The organism is Bacteroidota bacterium (genome assembly GCA_030017895.1).
Classification (GTDB): domain Bacteria; phylum Bacteroidota; class Ignavibacteria; order UBA10030; family BY39; genus JASEGV01.
Genome location: JASEGV010000028.1, coordinates 13127 through 36729, shown reverse-complemented (window position 1 = coordinate 36729; position 23603 = coordinate 13127). Strand labels below are relative to the sequence as shown.

Sequence of the window (23603 nt, the reverse complement as noted above, 5' to 3'; positions counted from 1 at the left end):
AATTAATATTTTAAAATAAAAATATCTCTTTTTATCAATTTTTCAGAAGTCTCTAGTTATTAGTTATTGCTCTAAGTTCTCTGCTCTACGCTATCATCGCTTTAACTATATCTACAGTTTTTTCTAAAGCTTCATCGAGCTTGTTTACATCTTTTCCACCTGCGGTTGCTAAATGCGGTCGTCCGCCGCCAGAGCCGCCTGCAATTTTTGCAATCTCTCCAACAATTATTCCTGCCTGAAGTTTTTTATTCTTGATGAGATCATCGGTTACGACGCAAACAAGCGCGACCTTCTCGTCTATAACTGTCCCAAGCACACCGACACCGGATGTTAGTTTTGCACGAAGCGTATCTCCGATGTTTTTCAACTCGTCCATACTGCTTGCTTCAATCTTGCTTGACACGATTTTGAAATCATCAAATGCTACTCCGCCGGCTATCAGTGCATCAATACCCGATAATGCTTCCTGCACACGATGTTTCGAAAGTTCTTTTTTAATGTCGGAGATTTCTTTGTTCAATTGTTCTGTCGCCTGATGCCGTACCTGAATCAACGTTTCGATTTCGACGATAGTTTTGGTGGTTGCATTTTCAACCTGAATCTTGACAGCACCGAGCGATTGCCTTTTCGCAGGGTCAACTTTTTTATACTGACCAAGTTCCTGCTCAAGAGTTTCTCTTTCTTCGAGAAGTTTTGTGAAATGCATATCCACTTCACTTATTTTTTGTAACTGATCATTGATGTATTGCTTAATGCCATCGCCTGTTATCCCTTCAATGCGGCGAATTCCGCTTGCAATGCTCGATTCGGAAGTAATCTTGAACAAACCGATGTCGGCTGTGTTCTTAACGTGCGTGCCGCCGCAAAGCTCAGCGGAGAAATCATCCGCCATTCTGATTACCCGGACAACGTCTCCGTATTTTTCACCGAAGAACATTTTTATGCCGGGGATTTTCTTCGCTTCCTCGATTGGCATTTCTTTCGCTTCGACCGATATTCCTTCCGAGATTTTTTTGTTTACGATGTTTTCAATTTCGCGAATTTGTTCTTCCGTTACTCTCTCGAAATGGTTGAAATCGAATCGTAATCTATCGGGTGCAACGAGTGAGCCGTGCTGTTGGACGTGACTACCAAGTACTCTGCGTAACGCTTCGTGTAAAAGATGCGTGGCGGTGTGGTTACGCATTATGTTTTGGCGACGGTCGTAGTCTATTTTCACATGGACAATTTTACCTACGTTTTCGGTAATATTCCCTTCGAACACTTCAATTTCATGTATTAATTTTTTATCCTGCTTAATGGATTTTAGAATCCTTGCTCTAAATCCCTCTCCTTCAACAATACCAGTATCGTCAACCTGTCCTCCAGATTCGATATAGATTGGGGTTTTGTTGAATGAAATATATTTATTATCTACAACTTTATCGAGTAGAACATCGGCTTCGTTTTGTTCGTAGCCAATAAATATAGAATCGTTAAATTCACTTCCTATTTGTGCAATTTGTGTAGAAGACTTAATCGCATCTCTTGCCCGTGTTCGTTGTTCTTCCATCAACTCCACGAACCGAACAACATCAACTTTTAATCCTCTTTCAGTCGCCATCAATTCTGTAAGATCGAGCGGAAATCCGTAAGTGTCATAAAGTTTAAATGCGTCTTCACCTGGGAAAGTTTTGGAATGACCAATACGTTCAATAACCGTTTCAAAAATTTCAAGCCCACGGTCGAGTGTAGCGTTAAAGCTTTCTTCTTCTCCTTTTATCACACGCTCGATGTGGTTTTGTCGCTCTTTTATTTCAGGATATTGATTGCCCATAGATTGGACAACAGCTTCCACAATTTTAAAAATGAAGGGTTCATGCATTCCTAAACTTCGTCCGAAGCGTGCAGCACGGCGAAGAATCCGGCGCATGACGTAATCTCGTCCTTCGTTTGAAGGAATGCCTCCGTCGGCGATTGAGAACGACAACATCCGAAGGTGGTCGGCGATAACTCGCATCGCTATATCGAGCGGGTCATCTAATTTGGATTGATACGGCTTGCCAACGATGTTTGATATGTGTTTAATAATCGGTGTAAAAACATCAGTGTCGTAGTTTGATTTCTTTCCCTGCAACACGGCGCATATTCTTTCGAACCCCATTCCGGTATCGACATGCTTTGCCGGTAGTGGAGTGAGTGTGCCTTTATCGTCTCTGTTGTATTGGATGAAAACAAGATTCCAAATTTCCATCACGCGAGCATCTCCTGCATTAACGAGATGACCGCAGTCGCCGTTTTCACTCAGGTCGATGTGGATTTCAGAGCATGGACCGCACGGACCAGTCTCGCCCATCTCCCAAAAATTATCTTTCTTCCCAAAACGTAAAACGTGCGACGGGTTGATGTCGGTAACTTTTTTCCAGAGTTCTTCTGCTTCGGTATCTGTTTCAAAAACTGTTGCATACAAACGCGTCTTGTCTAATTCCCAAACTGTTGTCATCAACTCCCACGCCCACTCGATGGCTTCTTTCTTATAGTAATCGCCGAACGACCAGTTGCCAAGCATTTCAAAAAAAGTGTGGTGGTAAGTATCGCGCCCCACTTCTTCAAGGTCGTTGTGCTTGCCGCTAACGCGGATGCACTTCTGAGAATCCGCCGCGCGGTTGTAATCGCGTTTACCCGTTCCGAGAAAAATATCTTTGAACTGGTTCATGCCGGCGTTCGTGAACAGGAGCGTCGGGTCGTCGTACGGAATTACCGGCGCGCTTGAAACGATCTTATGTCCATGCTCTTCAAAGAACCTTAAAAAATCGTTTCGTATTTCATTACAGGTTTTTGTCACTCTATCTATATGCATCCTTTCTATGCGCAATCCTAAATATTTCAACTATTTTTAAATCATCATTTATTTCATACAGTATTCGATAGTTACCTATTCGAATTCGCCAACGGTTTTTCGAACCGATCAATTTTTTACAGCCAGCAGGCCTGGATTCTTCTTCTAATGAATTTATAACATTTTTGATGTTCGAATAGAGATACTTCGGCAGTAGGTCTAAATCTTTAGACACATTCGGTTTAACGATTACCGAATATTTCATTTTTTCTTCTTATCTAAGTTTTTCTTAACTACTTCCCACGGAATTGATTTTTCCTTTTCCACTTCTTTCATCAGAGCTAAGTCTTCCATGTCTTCGAACATTTCAATAAACTCTTGATATTTTTTGTACGAAAGTAGAACATGTGTTTTTTTCCCTTTTGCATCGTATAAAACTTGTGTTTCTTTAATTTTTAAACTCATAAATTTATCCTTTCATCTCTTTTCCATTTATCCATCAATCCAATACTCCATAACTCCATCATCCTAATACTCCACCTGTGTCATCAACTCAATTTCTTCGAGTATGCTGCTGACCTCGATGCACTTGTTCAACTCGCCGCCGTACACAACCGCTTTTCCGTAATTGTGGACTTGATTAGTAAGTGCTTTTGCTTTTTCGAAGTCGCAGCGAACCGCCCGGATGATCTGGTAAATTACCTCGTCGAAAGAGTGCACATCGTCATTAAAAAGGATTACTTTTGCCGGTGCCTGAGTTTCGACGATTTCTTCTATTTCTTCTAAAGGTTGTGTTTGCATGGTTGCTTACTAATTTCTATAAAAAATTAGTGAAAAATGTTGACTTTTGCAATCGAAAGAATTTATTTTGGAATTTATTACAGTTATCTCTATGTTAATATAGAAAATTGATAAGATAATTTATGAATGAACAGATAGAAAGAGACAATGGACAAGTTGAAGATTTTCAATCATTCGATATGGAACTTCTGTGGGAATGCACAAATTGCGGTTATAGTATTCCCCGCAAAAAAGGATTACCGGAAACTTGTCCGTCATGCAATGCTTCTCAAACAGAATTTACATTGCATAAGGAGGATTGAAGATGCAATCGTTTCGGTTAGAAAAGGATTCGTTGGGAGAGAAACATATTTCTAAAGATTCTTACTATGGGATACAAACGCAGCGGGCGCTGGAAAATTTTCCTATTAGTAACCTCAAAGCGCATAAAGTATTTATTGAGTCGTATCTGCTCATAAAAAAAGCAGCGGCTATTGCAAACAAAAAATGTAATGTACTCGATAAAAAGATTGCTGATGCGATTATCTTGGCTTGTGATGAAATTTTGTCGGGAAAATTTATCGATCAGTTTGTAGTGGATGTGTACCAAGCCGGTGCGGGTACATCATTTAACATGAATGTGAACGAAGTGATTGCGAATCGCGCTCTCGAATTAACTGGAGCAGAAAAAGGGAATTACTCGTTAATAAATCCAAACGATCACGTGAATATGAGTCAATCTACAAACGATACTTACCCGACTGCAATGCGGGTTGCCGCATTGGAAAAACTTAAGACGTTTATTGCCGCATTAATAAAATTTCAGATTGTGTTTAATGAAAAATCGGTTGAGTTTGCAAGCGTAATTAAGTCAGGTCGAACTCATCTGCAGGATGCAACCCCTATAAGTTTGGGTCAGGAATTTTCGGGCTATGCTTCCGTTTTGAAGAAACACATAGAAAATATAACCGACTCGAAAAAATATTTTCTTGAGTTAGGACTAGGTGGGACTGCGGTCGGTACCGGAATCAACACACCGAAGGATTATCGAGATGTAGTTATAGTAGAACTGCAAAAGCTGACTGGTATGGAATTCAAAAAAGCAGATAATTGTTTTGAGGCAATGCAGAGTATGTTCCCTTTTGTTCATTTATCGAATGCCTATGCCAATTTATCTTTGGATTTAATACGAATAGCTAATGATTTAAGACTTTTAAGCTCCGGACCAATGACCGGATTAGCTGAAATAAAATTGCCTACTGTTCAACCTGGTTCATCAATAATGCCGGGTAAAATTAATCCGTCAATTGCCGAGATGTTAAATATGGTTTGCTTCCAAGTAATTGGAAACAACACAACCATTTCGCTGGCGGCTCAAGCCGGGCAACTCGAATTAAATGTAATGATGCCCGTGATCAACTATAATCTTTTACAATCTATAGAAATCCTTACTAATGCAATTACTGTATTTTCGGAGAAGTGTGTAAAAGGTATCGAAGCAAATAAAGAGCGTTGTAAAAATTATGCTGAACAAAGTATAAGTATAGCCACTCTTCTCAGCCCTAATATTGGTTATCTAAAGACAGCCGAGTTGGCCAAAGAAGCTTTGGAAAAAAATATAACAGTTAAAAAATTGGTTATCGAAAAAGGAATTATGACGGAAACGGATTTTGATGCTTTATCAGTTTGAATTTCAATAAATTTTTGTGCAATTTAAATGCAAATTATGCTATTAATCATACCAGCAATACGAATTATAGCGGGTAAATGCCTCTTCAAAGTGAAATACGAGGATGGTTCAGTTTGCTCGGACGATCCAGTCGAAATGGCTAAACTTTGGCGCCGCGAAAATGCTAAGTCGCTGCACATTACCGATTTCGATGCTGCAAATGTCGGGCATTTTGTAAACCTTGGTGTGGTTCAAAAAATTATCGAGACCGTTGATATCCCAATCGAGTTGGGTGGCGGTATTCAGAGTCTTGTCGATGCTCAACGCGCTTTCGATATCGGTGTTTACAGAATTTTAATCGGTACTTTGTTCCTCGAAAAACCAACAGAAGCTGTAAAGATTTTGCAAAAGTACGGCGGTAGCAAAGTTGTTATAGGTCTGTCGGTGGAAAATAACAAAGTTGTTACTAAAGGCTGGGTTAAAAATTCCGATTTCACTCTTGTTGATGCTGCACAGCATGCTAAATTCCTCGGTTTCACACGTATTGTGTACCGAAATATTTTCACTGACGGAACAACATCGTCTCCGAATTTCGATGCTATTAAAGAATTCGCAATCGAAACCGGTATGCGTGTAACTGCCTCAGGTGGTATCCGAGGTCTGAACGACCTTCTGAAAATGCAAGAGTTAGTCAAACACGGTGTCGATTCGGTTGTAATTGGGGAAGCTCTTTACGAAAATAAATTTTCCTGCCAAAGCATCTGGCGGGTTTGCGAATCAATGAAATATCCATTCACTGCAAAGGTATAAAAATGTTAATTACTGTAGTCGGACATATTTGCCTCGATGTAATTCATCACGCCGACGGTAGCCAATCGCAAGGTTACGGCGGAATTTTTTATTCGCTCGCCGCTCTCGCAAACATTGCCGATTCAAACACGAAAATTTTTCCCGTGTTCGGTATCGGAAGCAAAGATTATTCGCAGTTGATCGAACGACTTAGCGCATATAAAAATGTAGATACATCCGGGATTTTTAAAACCGACAGTCAAACTAATCAGGTTCATCTCTACTACCAGAATCATAATCACCGCATCGAATGTTCAAAAAACATTGCTAAACCAATTCCTTTTAAAAAAATAAAACCGTATCTTGATACAAATATGATTTTGATAAATATGATTTCGGGCTTTGATATTACACTCGAAACTTTAGATGAAATTAGAATCACTGTACGAGAAGAAAAGATACCGATTTTTTTGGATGTCCACAGCTTATCGCTTGGTATAAATGAAGACGGAAAAAGGTATCGCCGGTTAATACCCGATTGGCGGCGATGGTTGTTTATGCTGCATACAGTTCAGATGAACGAAGAAGAAACAACCGGACTTGCAAATGAAAAGCCAGACGAAGAGTATTTAATTAAACAAATAACAGCATTAAACACGAACAACGTAATTATAACACGGAGTTCAAAAGGATGTACACTTTTCAAAGATGAAAATAAACACATTGAGCGGTTTGATATTGCGGGCATCGAAACCGAACGGACATTGGATTCTACCGGTTGCGGCGATGTTTTTGCAGCCGCCTACTGCGCAAAATATATCCGTGCTAAAGACGAAAAGATATCGACAGAATATGCCAATGAGGTTGCTGCGATGAATGCAACTTTGAAATCGTCCAACGAAATTGATCAACTATCGAAATATAAAATTAATGAAAATAAAAAATAGATGGAGATAATATGAATATAGCTATTATCGGTTATGGTAAGATGGGCAAAGCTATCGAGGAAGTTGCGATAGAAAAAGGTTCAACTGTTAAAAAAATAATTACCGAAGAAGAAAATTACAATTCACTTGCACTGACTAAACAAAATCTGAAAAATATTGATGTATGTATCGATTTCACGACGCCCTCAGTGGTGTTCGATAATATTGAAGCTGTTGCAAATGCTGGAAAAAATATTGTGGTCGGAACAACCGGGTGGTTCGATAAAATAGAAGATGTAAAGAAGATTGTGAAGAAGAACAATATCGGCTTACTTTATTCACCGAATTTTTCTTTGGGAATAAACATCTTTTACCGCATAATAAATACTGCATCAAGTATTTTTAATAATTTTGATGAGTATGATATGATGGTTTCGGAAATACATCATAAACAAAAAGCTGATAGCCCAAGCGGAACTGCGTTAGTGTTAGGACAGATAATAACGCAAAACGTGAAGAGGAAGAAAGAAATGTTGCAAGAAACTGCACGCTCGAAAATGAAATCTGACCAATTGCATATAACTTCAACTCGTGTTGGTTCTTGCATCGGTAAGCATACTGTTTTATTCGATTCCGATTTTGATTGTATTGAGTTGACTCATACAGCAAAAAACCGCAGAGGATTCGCTCTCGGTGCATTGCTAGCAGCCGAATGGCTTAACGGTAAAAAGGGCGTGTTTACTATGAAAGATGTTATGACCTCAATATAAAAATAATGGATTAAATTTATGAAACGAGAAATATTATTTAAAGGAACAGGAACGGCGTTAGTTACACCTTTCAAAACAAACGGAACGATTGACGTAAAGGCGCTTCGCAATTTAGTAGAGTACCAAATTAAGAACGGAGTTGAAGCAATAATTCCTACCGGAACAACCGGCGAAAGTGCAACACTCAACGAAGCAGAGCAAATAGATGTAATTCGAATTGTTGCTGAAACTGCTCGAAAACGGGTAAAAATAATTGCGGGCGCCGGCTCTAACGATACAAGCAAAGCCATTAAACTTTCCAAGTTGGCTTTTCAAGCCGGAGCCGATGCTATCTTATCCGTCGGTCCATATTACAACAAACCGACGCAGGAAGGATTTTTGCGACACTACAAAGTAATCGCAGAAGAAACAGGTGTCCCTATTGTAGTTTATAACGTCCCCGGTCGAACGGGAAGCAACATCGAAGCTGAAACAACTTTACGGATGGCTGAGAAAATTCCGAACATTATCGGAGTTAAAGAAGCTTCCGGCAATTTTACACAAATTATGGAAATCCTTCGTAACCGTCCGAAAGGCTTTGCGGTCTGGTCGGGCGATGATGCTATCACACTTCCGCTTGTTTCGCTGGGTGCCGATGGAGTTATCTCCGTGGTCGCGAATGAAGTTCCAAAAATGTTTTCTCAGATGACCCGACTCGCTTTGAATGGTAAATTTAACGAAGCGGCAAAGTTACACAACAAACTTTTACCGCTAATGAATTTTAACTTCATCGAATCGAATCCGATTCCTGTAAAATCAGCACTCGCGATGATGGGGAAAATTGAAGAAGCATACCGTCTGCCGCTTGTTCCGTTGAGCGATAAACATCGCACGAAGTTAGAAGCAATACTGAAAGAATTAAAACTTATATAAAAAAAATCGAAAATCCCTGCCCGAACGACAGAAGTCATTCAGTCGGGCGGGTGAAATCTGAAATCCGAATTATGAATACTTCTTTACAAAAAAAAATAGAACAGTTATTTTCCGAGCCGATTGATCAGCTCAATCGCGCAGAAGCTCACAAAATTTTCAAGGAACTTAAAGAGTTATTAAACCGCGGCGAAGTCAGATCGGCTGAACAGGATGGCAGCGGATGGAGAGTGAATACATGGGTGAAAAAAGGAATTCTGCTCGGTTTCCGTATTGGTTTGTTAACTGAATATTCAACCGACGAGTTGTTCCAGTATTTCGACAAACATACAATGAAGTTAAAAAACTTTGAGATACAAGATAACGTGCGTATCGTTCCCGGCGGAAGCGCTGTCCGCGATGGAGCTTATGTGGCAAAAGGTGTAGTAATGATGCCGCCTGCTTACATTAACATCGGCGCTTATGTTGACGAAGGAACGATGATTGATTCGCATGCGTTGGTTGGTTCGTGTGCTCAAATCGGGAAACGTGTTCACGTTAGCGCAGCCGCACAAATTGGCGGCGTTCTTGAGCCGGTAGGCGCGATGCCCGTAATCATCGAGGACGATGTCCTCATCGGTGGTAACTGCGGTATTTACGAAGGCACAATCGTGCAAAAACGTTGCGTAATTGCTACGGGTGTTTTCATTACAGGTTCAACACCGGTTTACGATGCTGTGAAAAATCAATTCTATAGAAAGATCCCCGAAACACCTTTGATAATTCCCGAAAATGCAGTTGTAGTTCCCGGCTCGCGGCCTATTTCAAGCAAGTGGGGAAAAATTAATGGCATTTCGGTTTATACTCCGGTGATTGTAAAATATCGCGACGAAAAAACGGATGCTTCTACTGCCCTTGAAGAAAGTTTAAGATAAGTATGAAACGTATTCTGATTGTTGGAAGCAACGGACTTTTAGGACAAAAATTAACCACCCTCTTTTCTAAAAGCAAGCAGTATGACATAATAAATGCATCGGTTGAAGGAAATTTTTTTTTAGAGGAAAAAGATTTTCCTTATCATCAGTTAGATATTACAAAACGCTCAGCTGTTTTAAAATTGGTCGACTTTTTTCAGCCTGAAGTAATCATCAATACAGCCGCTGTAACTAATGTGGATTTATGCGAAACTGACAGAGCGCTTGCCTGGAAAGTTAATGTAAGCGGAGTCGAAAATCTTGTTTACGGGGCTAAAATGGTCGGCGCAAAAGTTATTCACTTTTCAAGCGATTATGTTTTCGATGGAAAGAATGGACCTTATTCCGAATCAGATACACCAAACCCGATTTCATATTATGGACGGACGAAGTTGGCAAGTGAGAATGTTTTAAAACTTTCAGGAATTCCTAATGTAATTATCAGGACGATGATACTTTACGGAATTGCGAATCAGGTGAAAGATAATTTTGCACTTTGGCTAGCCAACAATCTGAGCGAGAACAAACCAATTCGCGTTGTGGACGATCAAATCGGTAATCCGACGTTAGTTGACGATTTAGCTTATGCTGTTTTAAAGATCGTTGAATACAATCGTTCAGGACTTTTTAATATTGCCGGCGGCGAACTGATTAGCCGGTACGGTTTTGCATTAGCATTAGCGAAAAAATTTAAGTTCAATAAGGATTTGATAACTCCAATCAAAACTTCGATATTGAAACAACCGGCGCAACGACCTCTGAAATCGGGCTTCATTATTTTAAAAGCTGAAACCGAGTTGAATCTGAAAATGTCGAATGTTGAAAATGGTTTGACGGTTTTCCAAAATCAATTTTACCATCATCAGAAAAATAAAGAATATCATATAATCTAAAAAAGGATAGTAGAATTTATGTTAGATATAAAATTCATTCGCGAACATCCACAACTTGTAAAAGAAGGAATCAGCAAAAAAGGGGATGTAGATAGAATAGATGAAATTTTAGAATTGGATGAGAAACGGCGTGCACTCATTCAAAAAGCTGAAGTATTAAAAAATCAAAGGAATGTTGTTTCCGAACAAATTGCCAAAATGAAAAAAGCCGGAGGAGATGCAACTGCTGCCATTGCCGAGATGAATAAAGTGAAAGACGAAATTAAAACAATGGACGACGAATTACGATTGATAGAAGAAAATCTAAACAAGCTTCTCCTCTCGGTTCCGAATGTTCCGCATCCTTCAGTTCCCGAAGGGCATAAACCCGAAGATAACCGAGTTATTTTTTCGTGGGGGAAAACTAACGAAATTGATTTTGAACCTAAACCGCATTGGGAATTATCAGAGAAGTTAGGAATTATTGATTTCGAAACGGGCGTTAAAATTACAGGAGCAGGTTTTCCGCTTTATCGCGGCGCCGGTGCAAAATTGCAGCGCGCTTTAATTAATTTCTTTTTGGACGAAGCTCACAATGCAGGATATGTTGAACTCCAACCTCCGTTGATGATCAATACTGCAAGCGCAATCGGAACAGGCCAGCTTCCCGACAAAGAAGATTTGATGTACGTTGTAGATCGAGATGAATTGTATTTAGTACCGACTGCCGAGGTTCCTGTAACAAATATTCATCGCGATGAAATTCTTTCCGAGAAAAATTTACCCCTGAAATATTCTGCATACACACCTTGCTTTCGCCGTGAAGCCGGCTCCTACGGAAAAGATGTTCGCGGTTTGAACCGTTTGCATCAATTCGATAAAGTTGAACTTGTAAAATTTGTTCATCCAGGAACTTCATACAACGAACTCGATTCCTTACGCGCCGATGCCGAAAATCTTCTTCAAAAATTAAATCTACCTTATCGCGTTCTTTTAATGTGCACTGGCGATATGGGTTTCACTCAATCTAAAAAATATGATTTAGAAGTTTGGGCAATGGCACAGAAACGCTGGTTAGAAGTTTCCTCAATCAGCAACTTCGAGTCATTTCAAGCCCGCCGTATTAACGTCCGTTTTCGCCCTGATGGCGGTAAGCCCGAATTTGTTCATACATTAAACGGTTCGGCACTCGCACTTCCACGCGTTGTGGCTGCAATTTTAGAAAACTACCAAACTCCCGAAGGTAAAGTAATTATTCCGAAAGTTCTGCATAAATATACAGGATTTGAAATAATCGGATGATTTTCTTGAAAATGGTTTTATGAAATCGCTGCTTCGGCTTCTCCCGTATCTTTCACGATACAAGAAAACTCTTTTAATCGGTCTGATTGCAATTGTAGGGAGTAATATTTTTACAGTTATCCAACCTCACTTCATCGGAAAAGCAATTGATGATTTGAAGCATGGTCTCGATACACATACTCTCGATTCATTTCGGTTGTTAATTTATGCTGCTGTGATTGTAGGATTTACTGCTGTTGCAGGTGTTTTGTCGTTTGCAACGCGTCAAACAATCATCGTGATTTCGCGCCACATCGAATTCGACCTTCGAAACGATTTTCTTAAACATATTCAAAAATTATCTCACTCGTTTTTCCAAAACACACCAACGGGCGATTTGATGGCGCACGCAACAAACGACATCGGTGCAGTCCGCAATGTAGTCGGTCCGGGTATAATGTATCCCTCCGATACTTTCGTCACGTTTGTTATGGTTCTTACAATGATGTTGATAAAAGATTGGCAGTTGACACTCCTTGCTCTAATTCCACTACCACTCGTTTCATTCGCTGTTTTTAAATTGGGAAAATTAATTAACATAAAATTTCAGGAACGGCAGGAACAGTACAGCAAATTAACCACACGTGCACAGGAAAATTTATCGGGCATCCGTGTTGTAAAAGCTTATGTTCGCGAGGATTACGAAATCGAATTATTCAAAAAAATAAGCTGGGATTATTTAAAGAAAAATTTGGTGCTCGCAAAGTATCAATCTATAATTTGGCCCACGATGTTTTTGTTAGTCGGTATCTCTCTCGTAATATCGATTTACTTCGGCGGGTCACGTGTGATCGATGAGAAAATGACTATCGGAACGCTGACTGCTTTCTTTGCTTACTTGGTTATGTTGATTTGGCCCATGATTGCATTCGGATGGGTTTTAAATCTTCTCCAGCAGGGGGCTGCATCAATGGGGCGGCTCGGGAAAATTTTTGATACTCAACCCGAAATTAAAGACGACGAAAATACGAATCACTCAATAGAATATATTTCCGGAACTATAGAATTCCGAGATGTATCATTCAAACATAAGGGCAGCCCGCAACCGATTCTTAAAAATATCAATCTGAAAATTGAAAGTGGAAAGACGATAGCAGTTGTAGGTTACACAGGTTCAGGTAAATCATCATTTGTTAGTTTAATTGCGCGGTTGTATGATATAACAGGCGGCGATCTCCTAATTGATGGTGTGAATATAAAAGAAATTCCTGTCGAAGTACTCCGCTCGAATATCGGATTTGTTCCACAGGAAACGTTTCTGTTTTCAGATACGATTTCAAATAATATATGTTATGGAATCGATGGCGAAGATGGGAACAAGGTTATTCAAGCTGCTACGACAGCACAGCTTATTAAGGATGTAACTGAGTTTCCAAAGCAGTTTGAAACTCTGATTGGTGAAAGGGGAATTACACTATCGGGGGGACAGAAACAACGCACAAGTATAGCCCGTGCAATTATCCGCGATCCGAAAATTTTGATTTTGGATGATGCACTTTCGGCGGTTGATACATACACCGAAGAGGAAATTTTAAAAAACTTGAAAAAAGTTATGCACAACCGAACGAGCATAATTATCAGTCATCGGATATCGACTGTGAAAGATGCCGATTTGATTGTTGTATTGGATAAAGGGGCTATCATTGAGAGAGGCACACACGAGGAATTAGTTGATATTGGGGGTATTTATGCAGATTTGTATGCAAAGCAATTGTTAGAACAAGAGCTGGAGAAGATGTGAGTCTAATTCAACAATCAAAAATCAAAATTAAAAATGGAGGATTTATTTATCCAGATCACAAAGATATGACTTTTAACCTTTTAATTTTTAATTGATTTATGCACGAAGAGGAAGTACTCGGCAAAGCTTATGATGCTCGATTGATGAAGCGACTTTTAAAGTCGTTGAAACCATACCGCTGGTATGTTGCGCTCGGAATTTTGTTGAGTATGTTAGTTTCAGGAATGGAAGCAGTCCGACCATACTTCACTAAAATTGCTGTCGACGTAAACATAGCCAACAATGATAAACACGGTTTACTTCTAACTGCATTGTTGTTTTTTGCTGTGTTAGTTGTGCGTGGAGTAGTTCAATACTTCAGCGCCTATCTTACACAGTGGATTGGTCAGCGGACTATTTTCGATTTACGAATGCAGATTTTTGAACACTTGCAGCGCCTCAACATCAAATTCTTCGATAAAAATCCAATTGGCAGACTTATAACCCGTGTTACAAACGATGTTGAAGTTTTGAACGAAATGTTCTCGTCGGGAGTAGTTATGGTATTTACCGATGTCTTTACTATCATTGGCATTTTATACTTTATGTTCCAAATGAACTGGCAACTCGCCTTAGTTTCTTTGAGTGTGTTGCCGATATTGTTTTATGCAACATTCTTATTCCGGCGGAAGGCGCGCGAGAGTTATCGTGAAGTCCGTTTACAAGTTGCCCGCATCAATACCTTTATGCAGGAACACATCACAGGAATGATTGTTGATCAAATTTTCAATCGCGAAAAAGTTTCTCACGAAAAATTTATCGACATAAATGCTTCACACAGGGATGCTAACATCAAATCAATTTTCTATTACGCTGTTTTTTATCCAAGCGTCGAGTTAATTGGGGCTATCGCGATTGGTTTAATTATTTGGTATTCAGGTGTCGAAGCTTTAACGGGGACTGTAACTATCGGAACGGTTATGGCTTTTTTCCAATTCAATGAAATGTTTTGGCGCCCGATTCGCGACTTATCTGAAAAATATAATATTATGCAAACGGCTATGGCTTCGTCCGAAAGAATCTTCAAACTTCTTGATGAAAAGCCATCGATTATAACAAGGCAAGATGCAGCTTCACTTACTTCAATCCGCGGCGAAATCGAATTTCGGAATGTTAGTTTCTCTTATGACCATCACGAAGACGGCTCTGAAAATTCGGAATGGATTTTGAAAAATGTTTCTTTCAAAATTAATTCAGGCGAAACTGTTGCTATCGTCGGACATACAGGCGCTGGAAAAACTACGATCATCAACCTCCTTACAAAGTTTTACGACGTGCAAAAAGGGACCATCTTGATTGATGATGTGGATATTAACGACATCAATCAATATCAATTGCGGCAGCAAATTGGAGTTGTTCATCAGGATGTGTTTTTGTTTTCGGGCGATATAAAATCAAACATCAATTTAGGAAATGAAAAAATAAAAATTGACCGTGTCAAAGCTGCTGCAAGAGTAGTGGGTTTGAATAATTTTATTGATACACTTCCCAACCGCTATAGCGAGGAAGTGAAAGAGCGAGGTGCAACACTTTCTGTCGGACAAAAGCAGCTTATATCTTTCGCAAGGGCGTTAGCTTTCAATCCTAAAATTTTAATTTTAGATGAAGCTACATCGAGCATTGATACCGAGTCCGAGCAGCTTATTCAAAAAGCTATACAAAAACTTTTGAAGGGGAGGACATCAATAGTTATTGCTCATCGTTTATCGACAATACAGCGAGCAGACAAAATCATCGTTCTGCATAAAGGAGAAATACGTGAGATGGGCACACATCAGCAACTGCTGTCGTTGGGCGGAATATACCACAAGCTTTATCAGTTACAGTATAAAGAGCAGGAAATGGCAAGAGATAAATTTCCAATTGTATAATAGGATGGGTTTTACTATACGCTGTATAGTTTAGTAAATCTTGTATGTTCAACTACACAAAACTTTCCATAGGATTACGTGAGATAATTATTGCCATACTTGGCAACGAGTGTTCACGTGAACAATTGAACCGGCTCATCAAAGTTTTGCACTCGCTTGCTAATTCATTCATTGCAAGCAAAACTACGACTGGAACCTTGAGTATGGTATCCGGTCTTACCACCTCCGACCTTGCATACGATTGCATTGCCGAGTTATTCCAACAAGATTCTGATGGTAACTGTATCTAATTAAAAGCATACTTTACCGGATTGTCTATCACAACTTCTCGCGATGAGGAAATTCTCTCACACCTCCGCCGACTTGTTTTCTCAAAAGTAAACCACGGTATCTATCGTCAGTACAGCGAGATCGATCCATCGCTTTCAAAAATTCTTCGCAATATCAAAATTGCTATAAACACGCTTAAAAATTTCACCGAGGTTGAACGTTTTGGCGAGTCCTGCATCGCACCTTGTGCCTGTGATACACTCGAGGATAATCCTGCATTTGACCGTGATGAACTCCGCGGGTTTTTTATGTGCGAAGTGAACGGGCGTGAACACATCCCTGATCTCCTTGCTAAGTTTTCCCTTATTCTACGAGAGCAAACTGATCGCTGCCGCATAATTCCGTTAGTTACTGTGGGGATAAATATTTCGAGATGTATATACAACTAATGAAGTAGTCTCCGAAGATGCTACGTTTGATGACACATTTTTAAAAACAGATGCGGCAGTGTTAATTAAAAAATCATGCCGTGATGTTGAAAAAAATAATTCCCCGAAGTATGTTGGTAAAGGAAAAATTACCTCAAATATATTTGAATCTTACTTCCGTGTAATTGAAGAAGTGCTGATAGAAAAATTCATAGGAATGGATGGTGAAGACACATCACTTTATGAATTGCTAAAAAACCATATACCGGTTCTAACGGATATCGAATATAAAAAAGAACATCGAAATATTTTGGAATATTTATTAAAGCAAGCTAAAAAAGATGCGGTGAAGCTTTTAAAAGAAAATATAAGTGCCAATTAATGAACAGATTAAACAAATATCAACCATTATTCTGCACGACGATATGAATGAGATGAGTCTTATGTAAATCGATTTGTTAAATCGACCATCAAAAAGTATTTACAAGCTGACACCAAAAGAATTTGAAAGAAGCGAACACAGAATAGTTATCGCTGATGTTGATGGTGATAAAAAAAATGATGTTCTCACAATCTTTCCACTTGGTGAAAAATCTGAATCAACTATCCCATTGACAATTTTTTCATCAGAAGGAAAACTTATCAAGGAGATTTCGTTTAATGAAAATATCCAATTCCGCGAAACAAAATAAGATAGTAGATTAGGCTGTGCAAGTTTCCTTTGCGATGATTTTCAGGGAAGCGGTGAGAAAGAAATATTTGTCGTTGCGAACAGCGGGCGTTCACCTAACATTATTAACCGACTCTCAAAAGATGGGACGATACTTGGTCAATATTTCCATTTTGGTTATGGTTTAATTACATCAATTCAGATGAGGGAGGGACGCAAAATTGTGTTTATTGGTCAAAATGATGTAGGTGAACCGGATTCTCTCAGCTATGCAGTAATGTGTGTGCTTGATCCGTCCAAGATTGTCGGAAAAACAGAAGCGAGTGAATCGCGCGGATTCGGACAACCCCTATCTCCTGCCGAGACGTATGTTATCCGCTTTCCGCTTTCCGATATGAATATTATTTGGAATACGCATGCTTATGTTGGTGGTATCAAAGCAACTGAAATAAATAATGTAAAAACAAATACATTGTGGGTTCGTGGAACGTATGGAGCCGGAGGAATAGGAACGGGGGGTAATCCAACTTTTGAATATATCTTCGACGATAATTTAAAAATAATTGAAGTTAAATATGATAGTGAGACATTGCGGTTGCGCCAGGATTTTGTAAGTCAAGGTAAACTTCACGGCACGTTCGATCAAACATACCTTGAAAATTTGAAAAACGGCGTACGTTACTGGAATGGCAAAGAATGGCAAAAAGAACCGACGATGGTGAAACACTGAATCAATTTAAAAGGCAAAATTTAAAAAGTAAAAAATAGGGGAAAAAGATTAGGGAATGTAGCGAATCGGTGATACGGTGAATTGGAGATGGGGGCTATAATTCTAAATTCCGGTAAATATCTTTTCGATGCGCAATTCGGTGCAGGTAAATACATTTATCATCAAAAGAAAAAACCATACGAAAATCCTGGGAAACGATGACACGGTAATAACCCTTGAATCCAGTGAGAGGGCGAACATCAAGTTCGACAGCAAATATATTCTGTGTAATTGATGTCGCTATCCGATAAGCTTCCTGTTTTATTCCATCCGGAACTTTTTTAAGATCACGCGCAAAACGATTGGTGCGTATTAAAGATCGCTCAGGAGATGAAATCATCGAAAGAGTTTACTGCTTTTGTTTTGCCGGAGTTAACTTCTCTTTCCGACTCCTTCAGCCCCCCGATGAATTCAGAATGGTATAATTCGTTCGGAGAAAGCATCGTTGCGAGAAATTCTTGAATTGTCCGGTATGCCTCGATAACCTTCGAAAGTTGTTCTTCTGTTAAATTTATTGAAACTGTTGACATGTTAATCCTTTATTTACCGACTTACCAGATTGTTTTAACAAGACCAGAAGATATAATCGATCGGTCTTTAGTGATAAGTGTACTTGAAGTTAATGACGCTGTTGCCTCAATGATTCTGTCGTGAAGCTCGGGAATAGCTTGAAGAGTTTTCAGCTTCGACAGATGTATATGAGTATCGAGAGTGTATCGTTCCATCACTCATTCTCAAATTCGTGAGCAACCTTAAAGAGAGATTTTTTAGCATTCTCGATATCTTCCTCAGTAATCTCTAATCCCTTCCAAATGCCCTCTAATTTTATCGGCTTAGGTTGGGCTTTTATCTTCACTTTCAAGTTGTGAATCTCTGATTCAATTTTTTCGAGTTCTTGGACGATATTCATATTTAAATCTTCCTTCTTTGTAATGATTCTTTAATAAATATAGCAATTATGGGATTGAGAATCAACCTAATTGACCGCTGGGAAATAACGTACATCTTACCGATTTAATCCAATTTAAGGGGTGCAACATTTTCAAGAATAAAATCAACCATCAAACAGTGTAAATTCCAACCTCGTGTGGTGGATTTTCCCCGCCAACCTCTCGAGGGTTAGCTTAGGTTAACCGCTTTTTCCCTATGCAATACGAATACCATTCGTAATTGTTTCGTATGGTATGAGGTTTTCTTTTATAAAATCATTGGGATTGTATGCGAGCGGCGAGATACGCAAGTCGATGCTTCTCCGGAGTTTGGCGATGCGCACGCTATCATCGTAGCGCGAGTGTGTAAATTGTTCTGATACAACCACTATATCTATGTCGCTGTCCTTATGTGCCTTTCCGTTTGCAAACGAACCATAAAGATAAGCACGCTCTACTTTGATATGATTTTTTTGCAAAAATCGGATATATTTTTTTGCAATCGTTATCGCGTCATTTTGTTTCGAAGCCATGATGTAAACTCTTCTGTCCTTTTAAAATATTTTCTTGTTAGTGTAATGGTTGCTTTCTTGTAGATTTCAAATTTTTCGTCGGGATAACGTGTCTCTAAGTTAAATCCGTTCATTTCGGTCAGAAAGTCTAAGTCTTTTATTTTCAATTTTAAACCTGTTTTTTCTAATAGAAATTCAATATCATGAGATCGTGGAGGCATCTAGTGGGTAGTCTTTGCAATAAGGGCTTTCAAATGCTTTTCGATCGTTAGATGACAGAAGAACAAACAATAGTGAAGATTCTTTCCGGTTTTTAGGATTCCTTTGGCTGTTTCAAAAACGCTCTCACCGGCTCTTAACCAATATTCTATCTGTTTTTTGAAATTATTATTCACACGGCAAAATACATAAAGCTATATTGAAAATCAACTTCCACTGCAAACCTCCCGAAGATTTCCTCAGATTGAGCAAAGTAATCTTACGTGAGGTTTGCTCAGCCACAACCCAACACTCCATTCCTTGCCAATTTCTCAAGAATTTAGTGTTTTTTGGTCTCAGTAAAAATTTTTTCCCCGAATTTTTCCGCAACACCGTCCCAATGCAATTAGTTTAAAATATCATAATCCACAAAAAAATTAATAACTAACAATCAATGGAGTTTTCATGTTAAAAAAATTGACTTTACTTTTTGCAATTCTGAGCATTTACTACACAATTCGCTCTCAGGATATTCAGCTTTTCGACACCGTACCATACGGACGACAATTGCCCATCCCAATTACCCAACCGTAGACACCCACTGGTGTAACAATTACAACTGGTGATACGGTGGTAATCATTATGGAGGGTCTTGCCACCACTGACCATACTAATCTCAATCTCTGGGTTTAGACAGGCCCGGAAGGTGAAGGTTCCACATGGACAAATAATCTTACAGTCCATAGCGTAATAGGTAAGATAGGTGAATCGGGTGTACCATTTCAAGTAAGCCAAGGAACTCATTTTAAAGCTTTAACAAGTGGTGAACTTTATCTTGGTTACAACGACGATCAATTTTGTGACAACTATGGGTATTATCTTGCATATATTTTGGCACCCTCAGTTGGTGGTCTTACGGCAGTACGGCAAGCTTATGAAATTATTCCGTCAATTACCAAACTGGATCAAAACTATCCTAACCCATTCAATCCATCAATCCAATTTTACAATCTAACCATTTTGTATCCCTCCATTAATCCATTTTTTCATCCTCCTATCTTCTCTCAACTGGACACTCCTTGAAAAATCAATAATTTCAAGCCCGTCTTTTTGCTTTTCTATGCAAAATCAGTTAAATTTCAGTCGTTCAATTGAAAAGGAAATGCTCTCAAAAAACAAAAAAATAGTTGAGGTCGATCTCAAAAAGCAGGAAACGCTGAAACAATCGGGCGAAATTCCCATACATATAGCCATCATTATGGACGGAAACGGCAGATGGGCACAAAAACGGAGCCTGCCTCGAGTTGCCGGTCATCGTGAAGGTGTTGAATCGGTTCGTGATATGGTCGAAGTTTGCGGACAACTCGGTGTGAAGTATCTGACGCTGTATGCCTTCTCAACCGAAAATTGGAAACGCCCGAAAGAAGAAATTTCGATGCTGATGCGTCTGCTTATGAAAGCTCTTCGCGACGAAACCGATAAACTCCACCGCAACAACGTTCGCGTGCGAACGATCGGCGATATCTCGAAACTGCCCGTCGAAGTTCAAAACGAACTTTTAGATGCAATTGTAAAAACTCAAAATAACACCGGCTTGAATTTGTTGTTAGCATTAAGTTACAGCGGCAGGTGGGATATTATGCAAGCAGTAAAAAAGATTTCATCCGAAATTAAGCGCGGCGCTTTGAGTGAAGATTCAATTAATGAAGATTTAGTAACAAAGTACTTATCTACACAGGGTATTCCTGATCCGGATTTGTTAGTGCGGACGAGCGGTGAATTTCGGGTCAGTAATTTTTTGTTATGGCAGTTAGCGTATTCGGAAATTTATATAACCGAGTTGAACTGGCCCGAATTCAGACGGGACGAGTTGTATCGTGCAATTACCGAATACCAAAAACGTGAACGTCGGTTTGGACTGACTAGTAACCAAATTAAACAAAAACAGAATAAGTGATTTTCTAATATGCGAAGTTTATTAAATATATTTTTAGTTTGTATCACAATTTTAAGTCTGGATATTTCGCTTTTTGCTCAACGCCAAAAGCCGGAAAAATATTCTATCTTAGGAATATCGGTCGAAGGTAACACCACTGCCGAATCCGGTGCGATCATTGCAAATTCGGGTTTAAAAACCGGAACCGAAATTACTATCCCCGGCGATCACATCCGTCAAGCGATTCAAAAACTTTGGACTTTACGTATTTTCGAAGACATCCAAATTGCTATCGAAAGTAGAGTCGGCGACGGCGTGTATTTGTTGATTTCTGTTAAAGAATATCCTCGCCTCGAACGGGTTGAGTTTGCAGGCAACGACGAACTCGATGAAGACGATTTGATGAAAAAAGTTACAATTTCAAAAGGACAAATTTTAACTCCCCAGGAAATCCTCAAAATTAAAAATAGTTTTCAAAGCTTGTATGCTGAAAAGGGGATGCTGCTTGCAGAAATTTCAACTGAAAACATTGTTGAAGATTCTACTAAGCCAAATAGAGTTGTACTGCGTTACAATATCGACGAAGGTAAAATTGTAAAAGTAGAAGAGATACGTGTCGTTGGTACCGAAGCTTTCAGTGAAAGCGAAATAAAAGGTGAGATGGAAGACACAAAGGAAAAAGTTTGGTGGATGTTCTGGCGCTCGGCTAAATTTGAAAAAGGCAAATATGAAACCGATAAGGATAAAGTCATAAAATTCTATCGTAAAAACGGATATTTAGATGCTGAAATTATTTCTGATTCTATTGGGTACGATGAAACAAAAAAATATATGTCCATCCAACTGAATATTAACGAAGGCAAGCAGTTCAAAATACGCGATATAATTTGGGAAGGAAATACAATTTATCCTGCATCAGTTTTAACACAACGACTCGGTTTTTATAAAGGCGACATTTACGATGTTGAACGCTTCGAAAGAAATTTAAGACAGAACGAAGAACAATCCGATGTCGCTTCCTTGTTCCTGGACAACGGTTACCTCACTTTTAATTTGGATAAAGAGGAAACACGTATTGAACCGGATAGTATCGATATGAGAATAAGGGTTTTCGAGCGGAATCAATTTAGAATTGGAAGAGTTGAAATCCGCGGGAATACCAAGACACAGGAAAAAGTAATTCGCCGCGAACTCTATACACGCCCAGGCGATTTTTTCAGTCGAGGTGCAATAATGCGCAGCGCCCGCCAGTTAGTTCAGTTGAATTATTTCAATCCCGAAAAAATAAAACCTGATTACAGGTTGCAGGACGAAAAAACCGCTAATGTAATCTACGAAGTTGAAGAAAAATCGAGCGATAACATAAACGCTTCGGTCAGTTACAGCGGAGCCTTCGGTGTTACAGGTGCTCTCGGTTTTACGATTAATAACTTTGATATTACTGAACCGCTGAAAGGTGGTGCGGGACAAATTTTAAACTTCGAGTGGCAATTTGGCGAAGGTGCCCGTTTCAGAACATTCTCTCTCGGATTTACAGAGCCGTGGCTCTTCGATACTCCTACAACTTTCGGAGTTAATTTGTTCGATACCCGGCAAATTTATGTTTACGATTTACGGCAAACTGGCGGCTCCGTTCGATTCGGAAGGCGATTTAAATTTCCTGATGATTATTTCAGAGGCGATTGGATCGGACGATTTCAACTGAACGATGTAATTAGTGGCGGTGGCTTATATCAAGAAGGAAAAACAAGTCAGCTCAGTGTTACACAAGTTATTTCCCGTAACAGCACCGACAATCCGATTTTCCCGGCAATCGGTTCAAGCTTTGCGTTATCTACAGAAATTTCCGGTGGTCATTTTCTCCCGGGTAATGTCGATTATCATAAATGGATTTTTACAGGCGATTGGTATACTCCTCTTTTTGGAACAAATCGATTAGTTCTCTTTACAGGAACTAATATTGGTTTGTTGGATGGATTTAAAACAAATTCGAATATTCCCCCAATCGAGTATTTCTTTATGGGAGGAACTGGATTAGGATTTATTGCTACAACCCCAATGCGCGGTTATGATGACAGGACAATCGGTCCTATGGATGAAAACGAACAAGTCAGAGGGGGTAAAGCAATGGTAAAATATTCTGCAGAACTTAGATTTTCTGTAACGATGACTCCAATGCCGATTTATCTTTTAGCTTTTGCAGAAGCCGGAAATGTTTACGAAAATCTGAAGACTATGGATTTTCTAAATTTAAAACGAAGTTATGGCTTCGGTGCACGCATTATGATCCAACCGTTGGGTATGGTCGGGTTCGACTACGGTTATGGTGCCGACGATGTTATGCCGCGAGACGGCAAACCTGACGGATGGAAGTTTCACTTCCAATTCGGAAGAGGATTTTAATGCAATTCCG

Annotated in this window: 26 protein-coding genes and 1 pseudogene; 18 read left to right on the top strand and 9 right to left on the bottom strand. The window is 39.4% G+C overall.

Annotation, left to right across the window (positions count from 1 at the left end):
- Nucleotides 1-85: 85 nt before the first annotated feature.
- The 3 genes from alaS to QME58_07130 all read right to left on the bottom strand — a co-directional run bounded on the left by alaS (nt 86) and on the right by QME58_07130 (nt 3619).
- Complete coding sequence (gene alaS / locus QME58_07140; GenBank protein MDI6803606.1) at nt 86-2824, bottom strand: alanine--tRNA ligase; 2739 nt, start codon at nt 2822-2824, stop codon at nt 86-88.
- Nucleotides 2825-3079: 255 nt separating this feature from the next.
- Nucleotides 3080-3283, bottom strand: coding sequence for a hypothetical protein (locus tag QME58_07135; protein MDI6803605.1), 204 nt, complete (start codon nt 3281-3283; stop codon nt 3080-3082).
- 63 nt (nt 3284-3346) lie between these two features.
- Nucleotides 3347-3619 (bottom strand): ATP-dependent Clp protease adaptor ClpS, encoded by a 273-nt coding sequence (locus QME58_07130; protein ID MDI6803604.1) that lies wholly within the window; start codon nt 3617-3619, stop codon nt 3347-3349.
- A 122-nt stretch (nt 3620-3741) separates the two neighbouring features.
- On the opposite strand from QME58_07130, the gene QME58_07125 reads away from it, so the two are divergent.
- The 16 genes from QME58_07125 (at nt 3742) to QME58_07050 (ending at nt 17576) form a co-directional block, all read left to right on the top strand.
- Nucleotides 3742-3921, top strand: coding sequence for a hypothetical protein (locus QME58_07125; GenBank protein MDI6803603.1), 180 nt, complete (start codon nt 3742-3744; stop codon nt 3919-3921).
- 2 nt (nt 3922-3923) lie between these two features.
- A complete protein-coding gene (locus tag QME58_07120; GenBank protein MDI6803602.1) occupies nt 3924-5288 on the top strand; it encodes an aspartate ammonia-lyase in 1365 nt (454 codons plus the stop codon).
- A gap of 27 nt (nt 5289-5315) precedes the next feature.
- Nucleotides 5316-6077, top strand: coding sequence for a 1-(5-phosphoribosyl)-5-[(5-phosphoribosylamino)methylideneamino] imidazole-4-carboxamide isomerase (locus tag QME58_07115; GenBank protein MDI6803601.1), 762 nt, complete (start codon nt 5316-5318; stop codon nt 6075-6077).
- A gap of 2 nt (nt 6078-6079) precedes the next feature.
- Nucleotides 6080-7003, top strand: a complete 924-nt coding sequence (locus QME58_07110; GenBank protein MDI6803600.1) for a carbohydrate kinase family protein — start codon at nt 6080-6082, stop codon at nt 7001-7003.
- 11 nt (nt 7004-7014) lie between these two features.
- Nucleotides 7015-7752, top strand: a complete 738-nt coding sequence (dapB, locus tag QME58_07105) for a 4-hydroxy-tetrahydrodipicolinate reductase (protein ID MDI6803599.1) — start codon at nt 7015-7017, stop codon at nt 7750-7752.
- Nucleotides 7753-7770: 18 nt separating this feature from the next.
- Nucleotides 7771-8664, top strand: a complete 894-nt coding sequence (gene dapA / locus QME58_07100) for a 4-hydroxy-tetrahydrodipicolinate synthase (protein ID MDI6803598.1) — start codon at nt 7771-7773, stop codon at nt 8662-8664.
- A gap of 71 nt (nt 8665-8735) precedes the next feature.
- Nucleotides 8736-9575 carry a 2,3,4,5-tetrahydropyridine-2,6-dicarboxylate N-succinyltransferase gene (locus QME58_07095; GenBank protein MDI6803597.1) on the top strand — a complete coding sequence of 280 codons (840 nt, stop codon included), beginning with the start codon at nt 8736-8738 and terminating at the stop codon, nt 9573-9575.
- A gap of 2 nt (nt 9576-9577) precedes the next feature.
- Nucleotides 9578-10507, top strand: a complete 930-nt coding sequence (gene rfbD / locus QME58_07090; protein ID MDI6803596.1) for a dTDP-4-dehydrorhamnose reductase — start codon at nt 9578-9580, stop codon at nt 10505-10507.
- A gap of 18 nt (nt 10508-10525) precedes the next feature.
- Complete coding sequence (gene serS / locus QME58_07085; protein MDI6803595.1) at nt 10526-11788, top strand: serine--tRNA ligase; 1263 nt, start codon at nt 10526-10528, stop codon at nt 11786-11788.
- 19 nt (nt 11789-11807) lie between these two features.
- Entirely contained in the window at nt 11808-13568 is a 1761-nt protein-coding gene (locus QME58_07080; GenBank protein ID MDI6803594.1) for an ABC transporter ATP-binding protein, read from the top strand.
- A 98-nt stretch (nt 13569-13666) separates the two neighbouring features.
- On the top strand, nt 13667-15478 hold the full coding sequence (locus QME58_07075) for an ABC transporter ATP-binding protein (protein ID MDI6803593.1): 1812 nt from the start codon (nt 13667-13669) through the stop codon (nt 15476-15478).
- Between the two features lie 44 nt (nt 15479-15522).
- The gene (locus tag QME58_07070; GenBank protein ID MDI6803592.1) at nt 15523-15768 is read left to right on the top strand and encodes a hypothetical protein; all 246 of its coding nucleotides are present in this window, start codon (nt 15523-15525) and stop codon (nt 15766-15768) included.
- Between the two features lie 21 nt (nt 15769-15789).
- Nucleotides 15790-16197 (top strand): hypothetical protein, encoded by a 408-nt coding sequence (locus QME58_07065; GenBank protein ID MDI6803591.1) that lies wholly within the window; start codon nt 15790-15792, stop codon nt 16195-16197.
- A 58-nt stretch (nt 16198-16255) separates the two neighbouring features.
- Nucleotides 16256-16558: a hypothetical protein gene (locus QME58_07060; GenBank protein MDI6803590.1), complete on the top strand. Its 303-nt coding sequence runs from the start codon at nt 16256-16258 to the stop codon at nt 16556-16558.
- 73 nt (nt 16559-16631) lie between these two features.
- Nucleotides 16632-16868: a hypothetical protein gene (locus QME58_07055; protein ID MDI6803589.1), complete on the top strand. Its 237-nt coding sequence runs from the start codon at nt 16632-16634 to the stop codon at nt 16866-16868.
- Between the two features lie 201 nt (nt 16869-17069).
- Nucleotides 17070-17576 (top strand): hypothetical protein, encoded by a 507-nt coding sequence (locus QME58_07050; GenBank protein MDI6803588.1) that lies wholly within the window; start codon nt 17070-17072, stop codon nt 17574-17576.
- 94 nt (nt 17577-17670) lie between these two features.
- On the opposite strand, the gene QME58_07045 is transcribed toward QME58_07050, so the two are convergent.
- The 6 genes and pseudogenes from QME58_07045 to QME58_07020 form a co-directional block, all read right to left on the bottom strand.
- Complete coding sequence (locus tag QME58_07045) at nt 17671-17955, bottom strand: type II toxin-antitoxin system mRNA interferase toxin, RelE/StbE family (GenBank protein MDI6803587.1); 285 nt, start codon at nt 17953-17955, stop codon at nt 17671-17673.
- Nucleotides 17939-18145, bottom strand: a complete 207-nt coding sequence (locus QME58_07040) for a hypothetical protein (protein MDI6803586.1) — start codon at nt 18143-18145, stop codon at nt 17939-17941. Before QME58_07040 ends, QME58_07045 begins: the two co-directional genes overlap by 17 nt.
- Nucleotides 18146-18166: 21 nt before the next feature.
- Nucleotides 18167-18340 (bottom strand): hypothetical protein, encoded by a 174-nt coding sequence (locus QME58_07035; protein ID MDI6803585.1) that lies wholly within the window; start codon nt 18338-18340, stop codon nt 18167-18169.
- Nucleotides 18340-18525 (bottom strand): hypothetical protein, encoded by a 186-nt coding sequence (locus QME58_07030; GenBank protein ID MDI6803584.1) that lies wholly within the window; start codon nt 18523-18525, stop codon nt 18340-18342. Before QME58_07030 ends, QME58_07035 begins: the two co-directional genes overlap by 1 nt.
- A 234-nt stretch (nt 18526-18759) precedes the next feature.
- Nucleotides 18760-19077, bottom strand: a complete 318-nt coding sequence (locus QME58_07025) for a nucleotidyltransferase domain-containing protein (GenBank protein ID MDI6803583.1) — start codon at nt 19075-19077, stop codon at nt 18760-18762.
- A pseudogene (locus QME58_07020) lies at nt 19050-19451 on the bottom strand (HEPN domain-containing protein). Before QME58_07020 ends, QME58_07025 begins: the two are co-directional and overlap by 28 nt.
- Nucleotides 19452-20416: 965 nt before the next feature.
- Between QME58_07020 and QME58_07015 the strand changes: the two are divergent.
- Nucleotides 20417-21211: an isoprenyl transferase gene (locus QME58_07015; GenBank protein MDI6803582.1), complete on the top strand. Its 795-nt coding sequence runs from the start codon at nt 20417-20419 to the stop codon at nt 21209-21211.
- A gap of 9 nt (nt 21212-21220) precedes the next feature.
- On the top strand, nt 21221-23593 hold the full coding sequence (gene bamA, locus QME58_07010) for an outer membrane protein assembly factor BamA (protein MDI6803581.1): 2373 nt from the start codon (nt 21221-21223) through the stop codon (nt 23591-23593).
- Nucleotides 23594-23603: the final 10 nt, after the last annotated feature.

Excerpts from the sequence above, each read along its gene's own strand:
- QME58_07025 (MDI6803583.1), bottom strand. The coding sequence starts at position 19,077 with ATGGCTTCGAAACAAAATGACGCGATAACGATTGCAAAAAAATATATC.
- QME58_07125 (MDI6803603.1), top strand. The coding sequence starts at position 3,742 with ATGAATGAACAGATAGAAAGAGACAATGGACAAGTTGAAGATTTTCAA.
- QME58_07080 (MDI6803594.1), top strand. The coding sequence starts at position 11,808 with ATGAAATCGCTGCTTCGGCTTCTCCCGTATCTTTCACGATACAAGAAA.
- dapA (MDI6803598.1), top strand. The coding sequence starts at position 7,771 with ATGAAACGAGAAATATTATTTAAAGGAACAGGAACGGCGTTAGTTACA.
- rfbD (MDI6803596.1), top strand. The coding sequence starts at position 9,578 with ATGAAACGTATTCTGATTGTTGGAAGCAACGGACTTTTAGGACAAAAA.
- serS (MDI6803595.1), top strand. The coding sequence starts at position 10,526 with ATGTTAGATATAAAATTCATTCGCGAACATCCACAACTTGTAAAAGAA.
- QME58_07110 (MDI6803600.1), top strand. The coding sequence starts at position 6,080 with ATGTTAATTACTGTAGTCGGACATATTTGCCTCGATGTAATTCATCAC.
- QME58_07045 (MDI6803587.1), bottom strand. The coding sequence starts at position 17,955 with ATGATTTCATCTCCTGAGCGATCTTTAATACGCACCAATCGTTTTGCG.
- QME58_07070 (MDI6803592.1), top strand. The coding sequence starts at position 15,523 with ATGTTCAACTACACAAAACTTTCCATAGGATTACGTGAGATAATTATT.
- dapB (MDI6803599.1), top strand. The coding sequence starts at position 7,015 with ATGAATATAGCTATTATCGGTTATGGTAAGATGGGCAAAGCTATCGAG.
- QME58_07130 (MDI6803604.1), bottom strand. The coding sequence starts at position 3,619 with ATGCAAACACAACCTTTAGAAGAAATAGAAGAAATCGTCGAAACTCAG.
- QME58_07035 (MDI6803585.1), bottom strand. The coding sequence starts at position 18,340 with ATGGAACGATACACTCTCGATACTCATATACATCTGTCGAAGCTGAAA.
- QME58_07015 (MDI6803582.1), top strand. The coding sequence starts at position 20,417 with ATGCTCTCAAAAAACAAAAAAATAGTTGAGGTCGATCTCAAAAAGCAG.
- QME58_07030 (MDI6803584.1), bottom strand. The coding sequence starts at position 18,525 with ATGAATATCGTCCAAGAACTCGAAAAAATTGAATCAGAGATTCACAAC.
- QME58_07135 (MDI6803605.1), bottom strand. The coding sequence starts at position 3,283 with ATGAGTTTAAAAATTAAAGAAACACAAGTTTTATACGATGCAAAAGGG.
- QME58_07120 (MDI6803602.1), top strand. The coding sequence starts at position 3,924 with ATGCAATCGTTTCGGTTAGAAAAGGATTCGTTGGGAGAGAAACATATT.
- QME58_07040 (MDI6803586.1), bottom strand. The coding sequence starts at position 18,145 with ATGTCAACAGTTTCAATAAATTTAACAGAAGAACAACTTTCGAAGGTT.
- QME58_07115 (MDI6803601.1), top strand. The coding sequence starts at position 5,316 with ATGCAAATTATGCTATTAATCATACCAGCAATACGAATTATAGCGGGT.
- bamA (MDI6803581.1), top strand. The coding sequence starts at position 21,221 with ATGCGAAGTTTATTAAATATATTTTTAGTTTGTATCACAATTTTAAGT.
- QME58_07075 (MDI6803593.1), top strand. The coding sequence starts at position 13,667 with ATGCACGAAGAGGAAGTACTCGGCAAAGCTTATGATGCTCGATTGATG.
- QME58_07095 (MDI6803597.1), top strand. The coding sequence starts at position 8,736 with ATGAATACTTCTTTACAAAAAAAAATAGAACAGTTATTTTCCGAGCCG.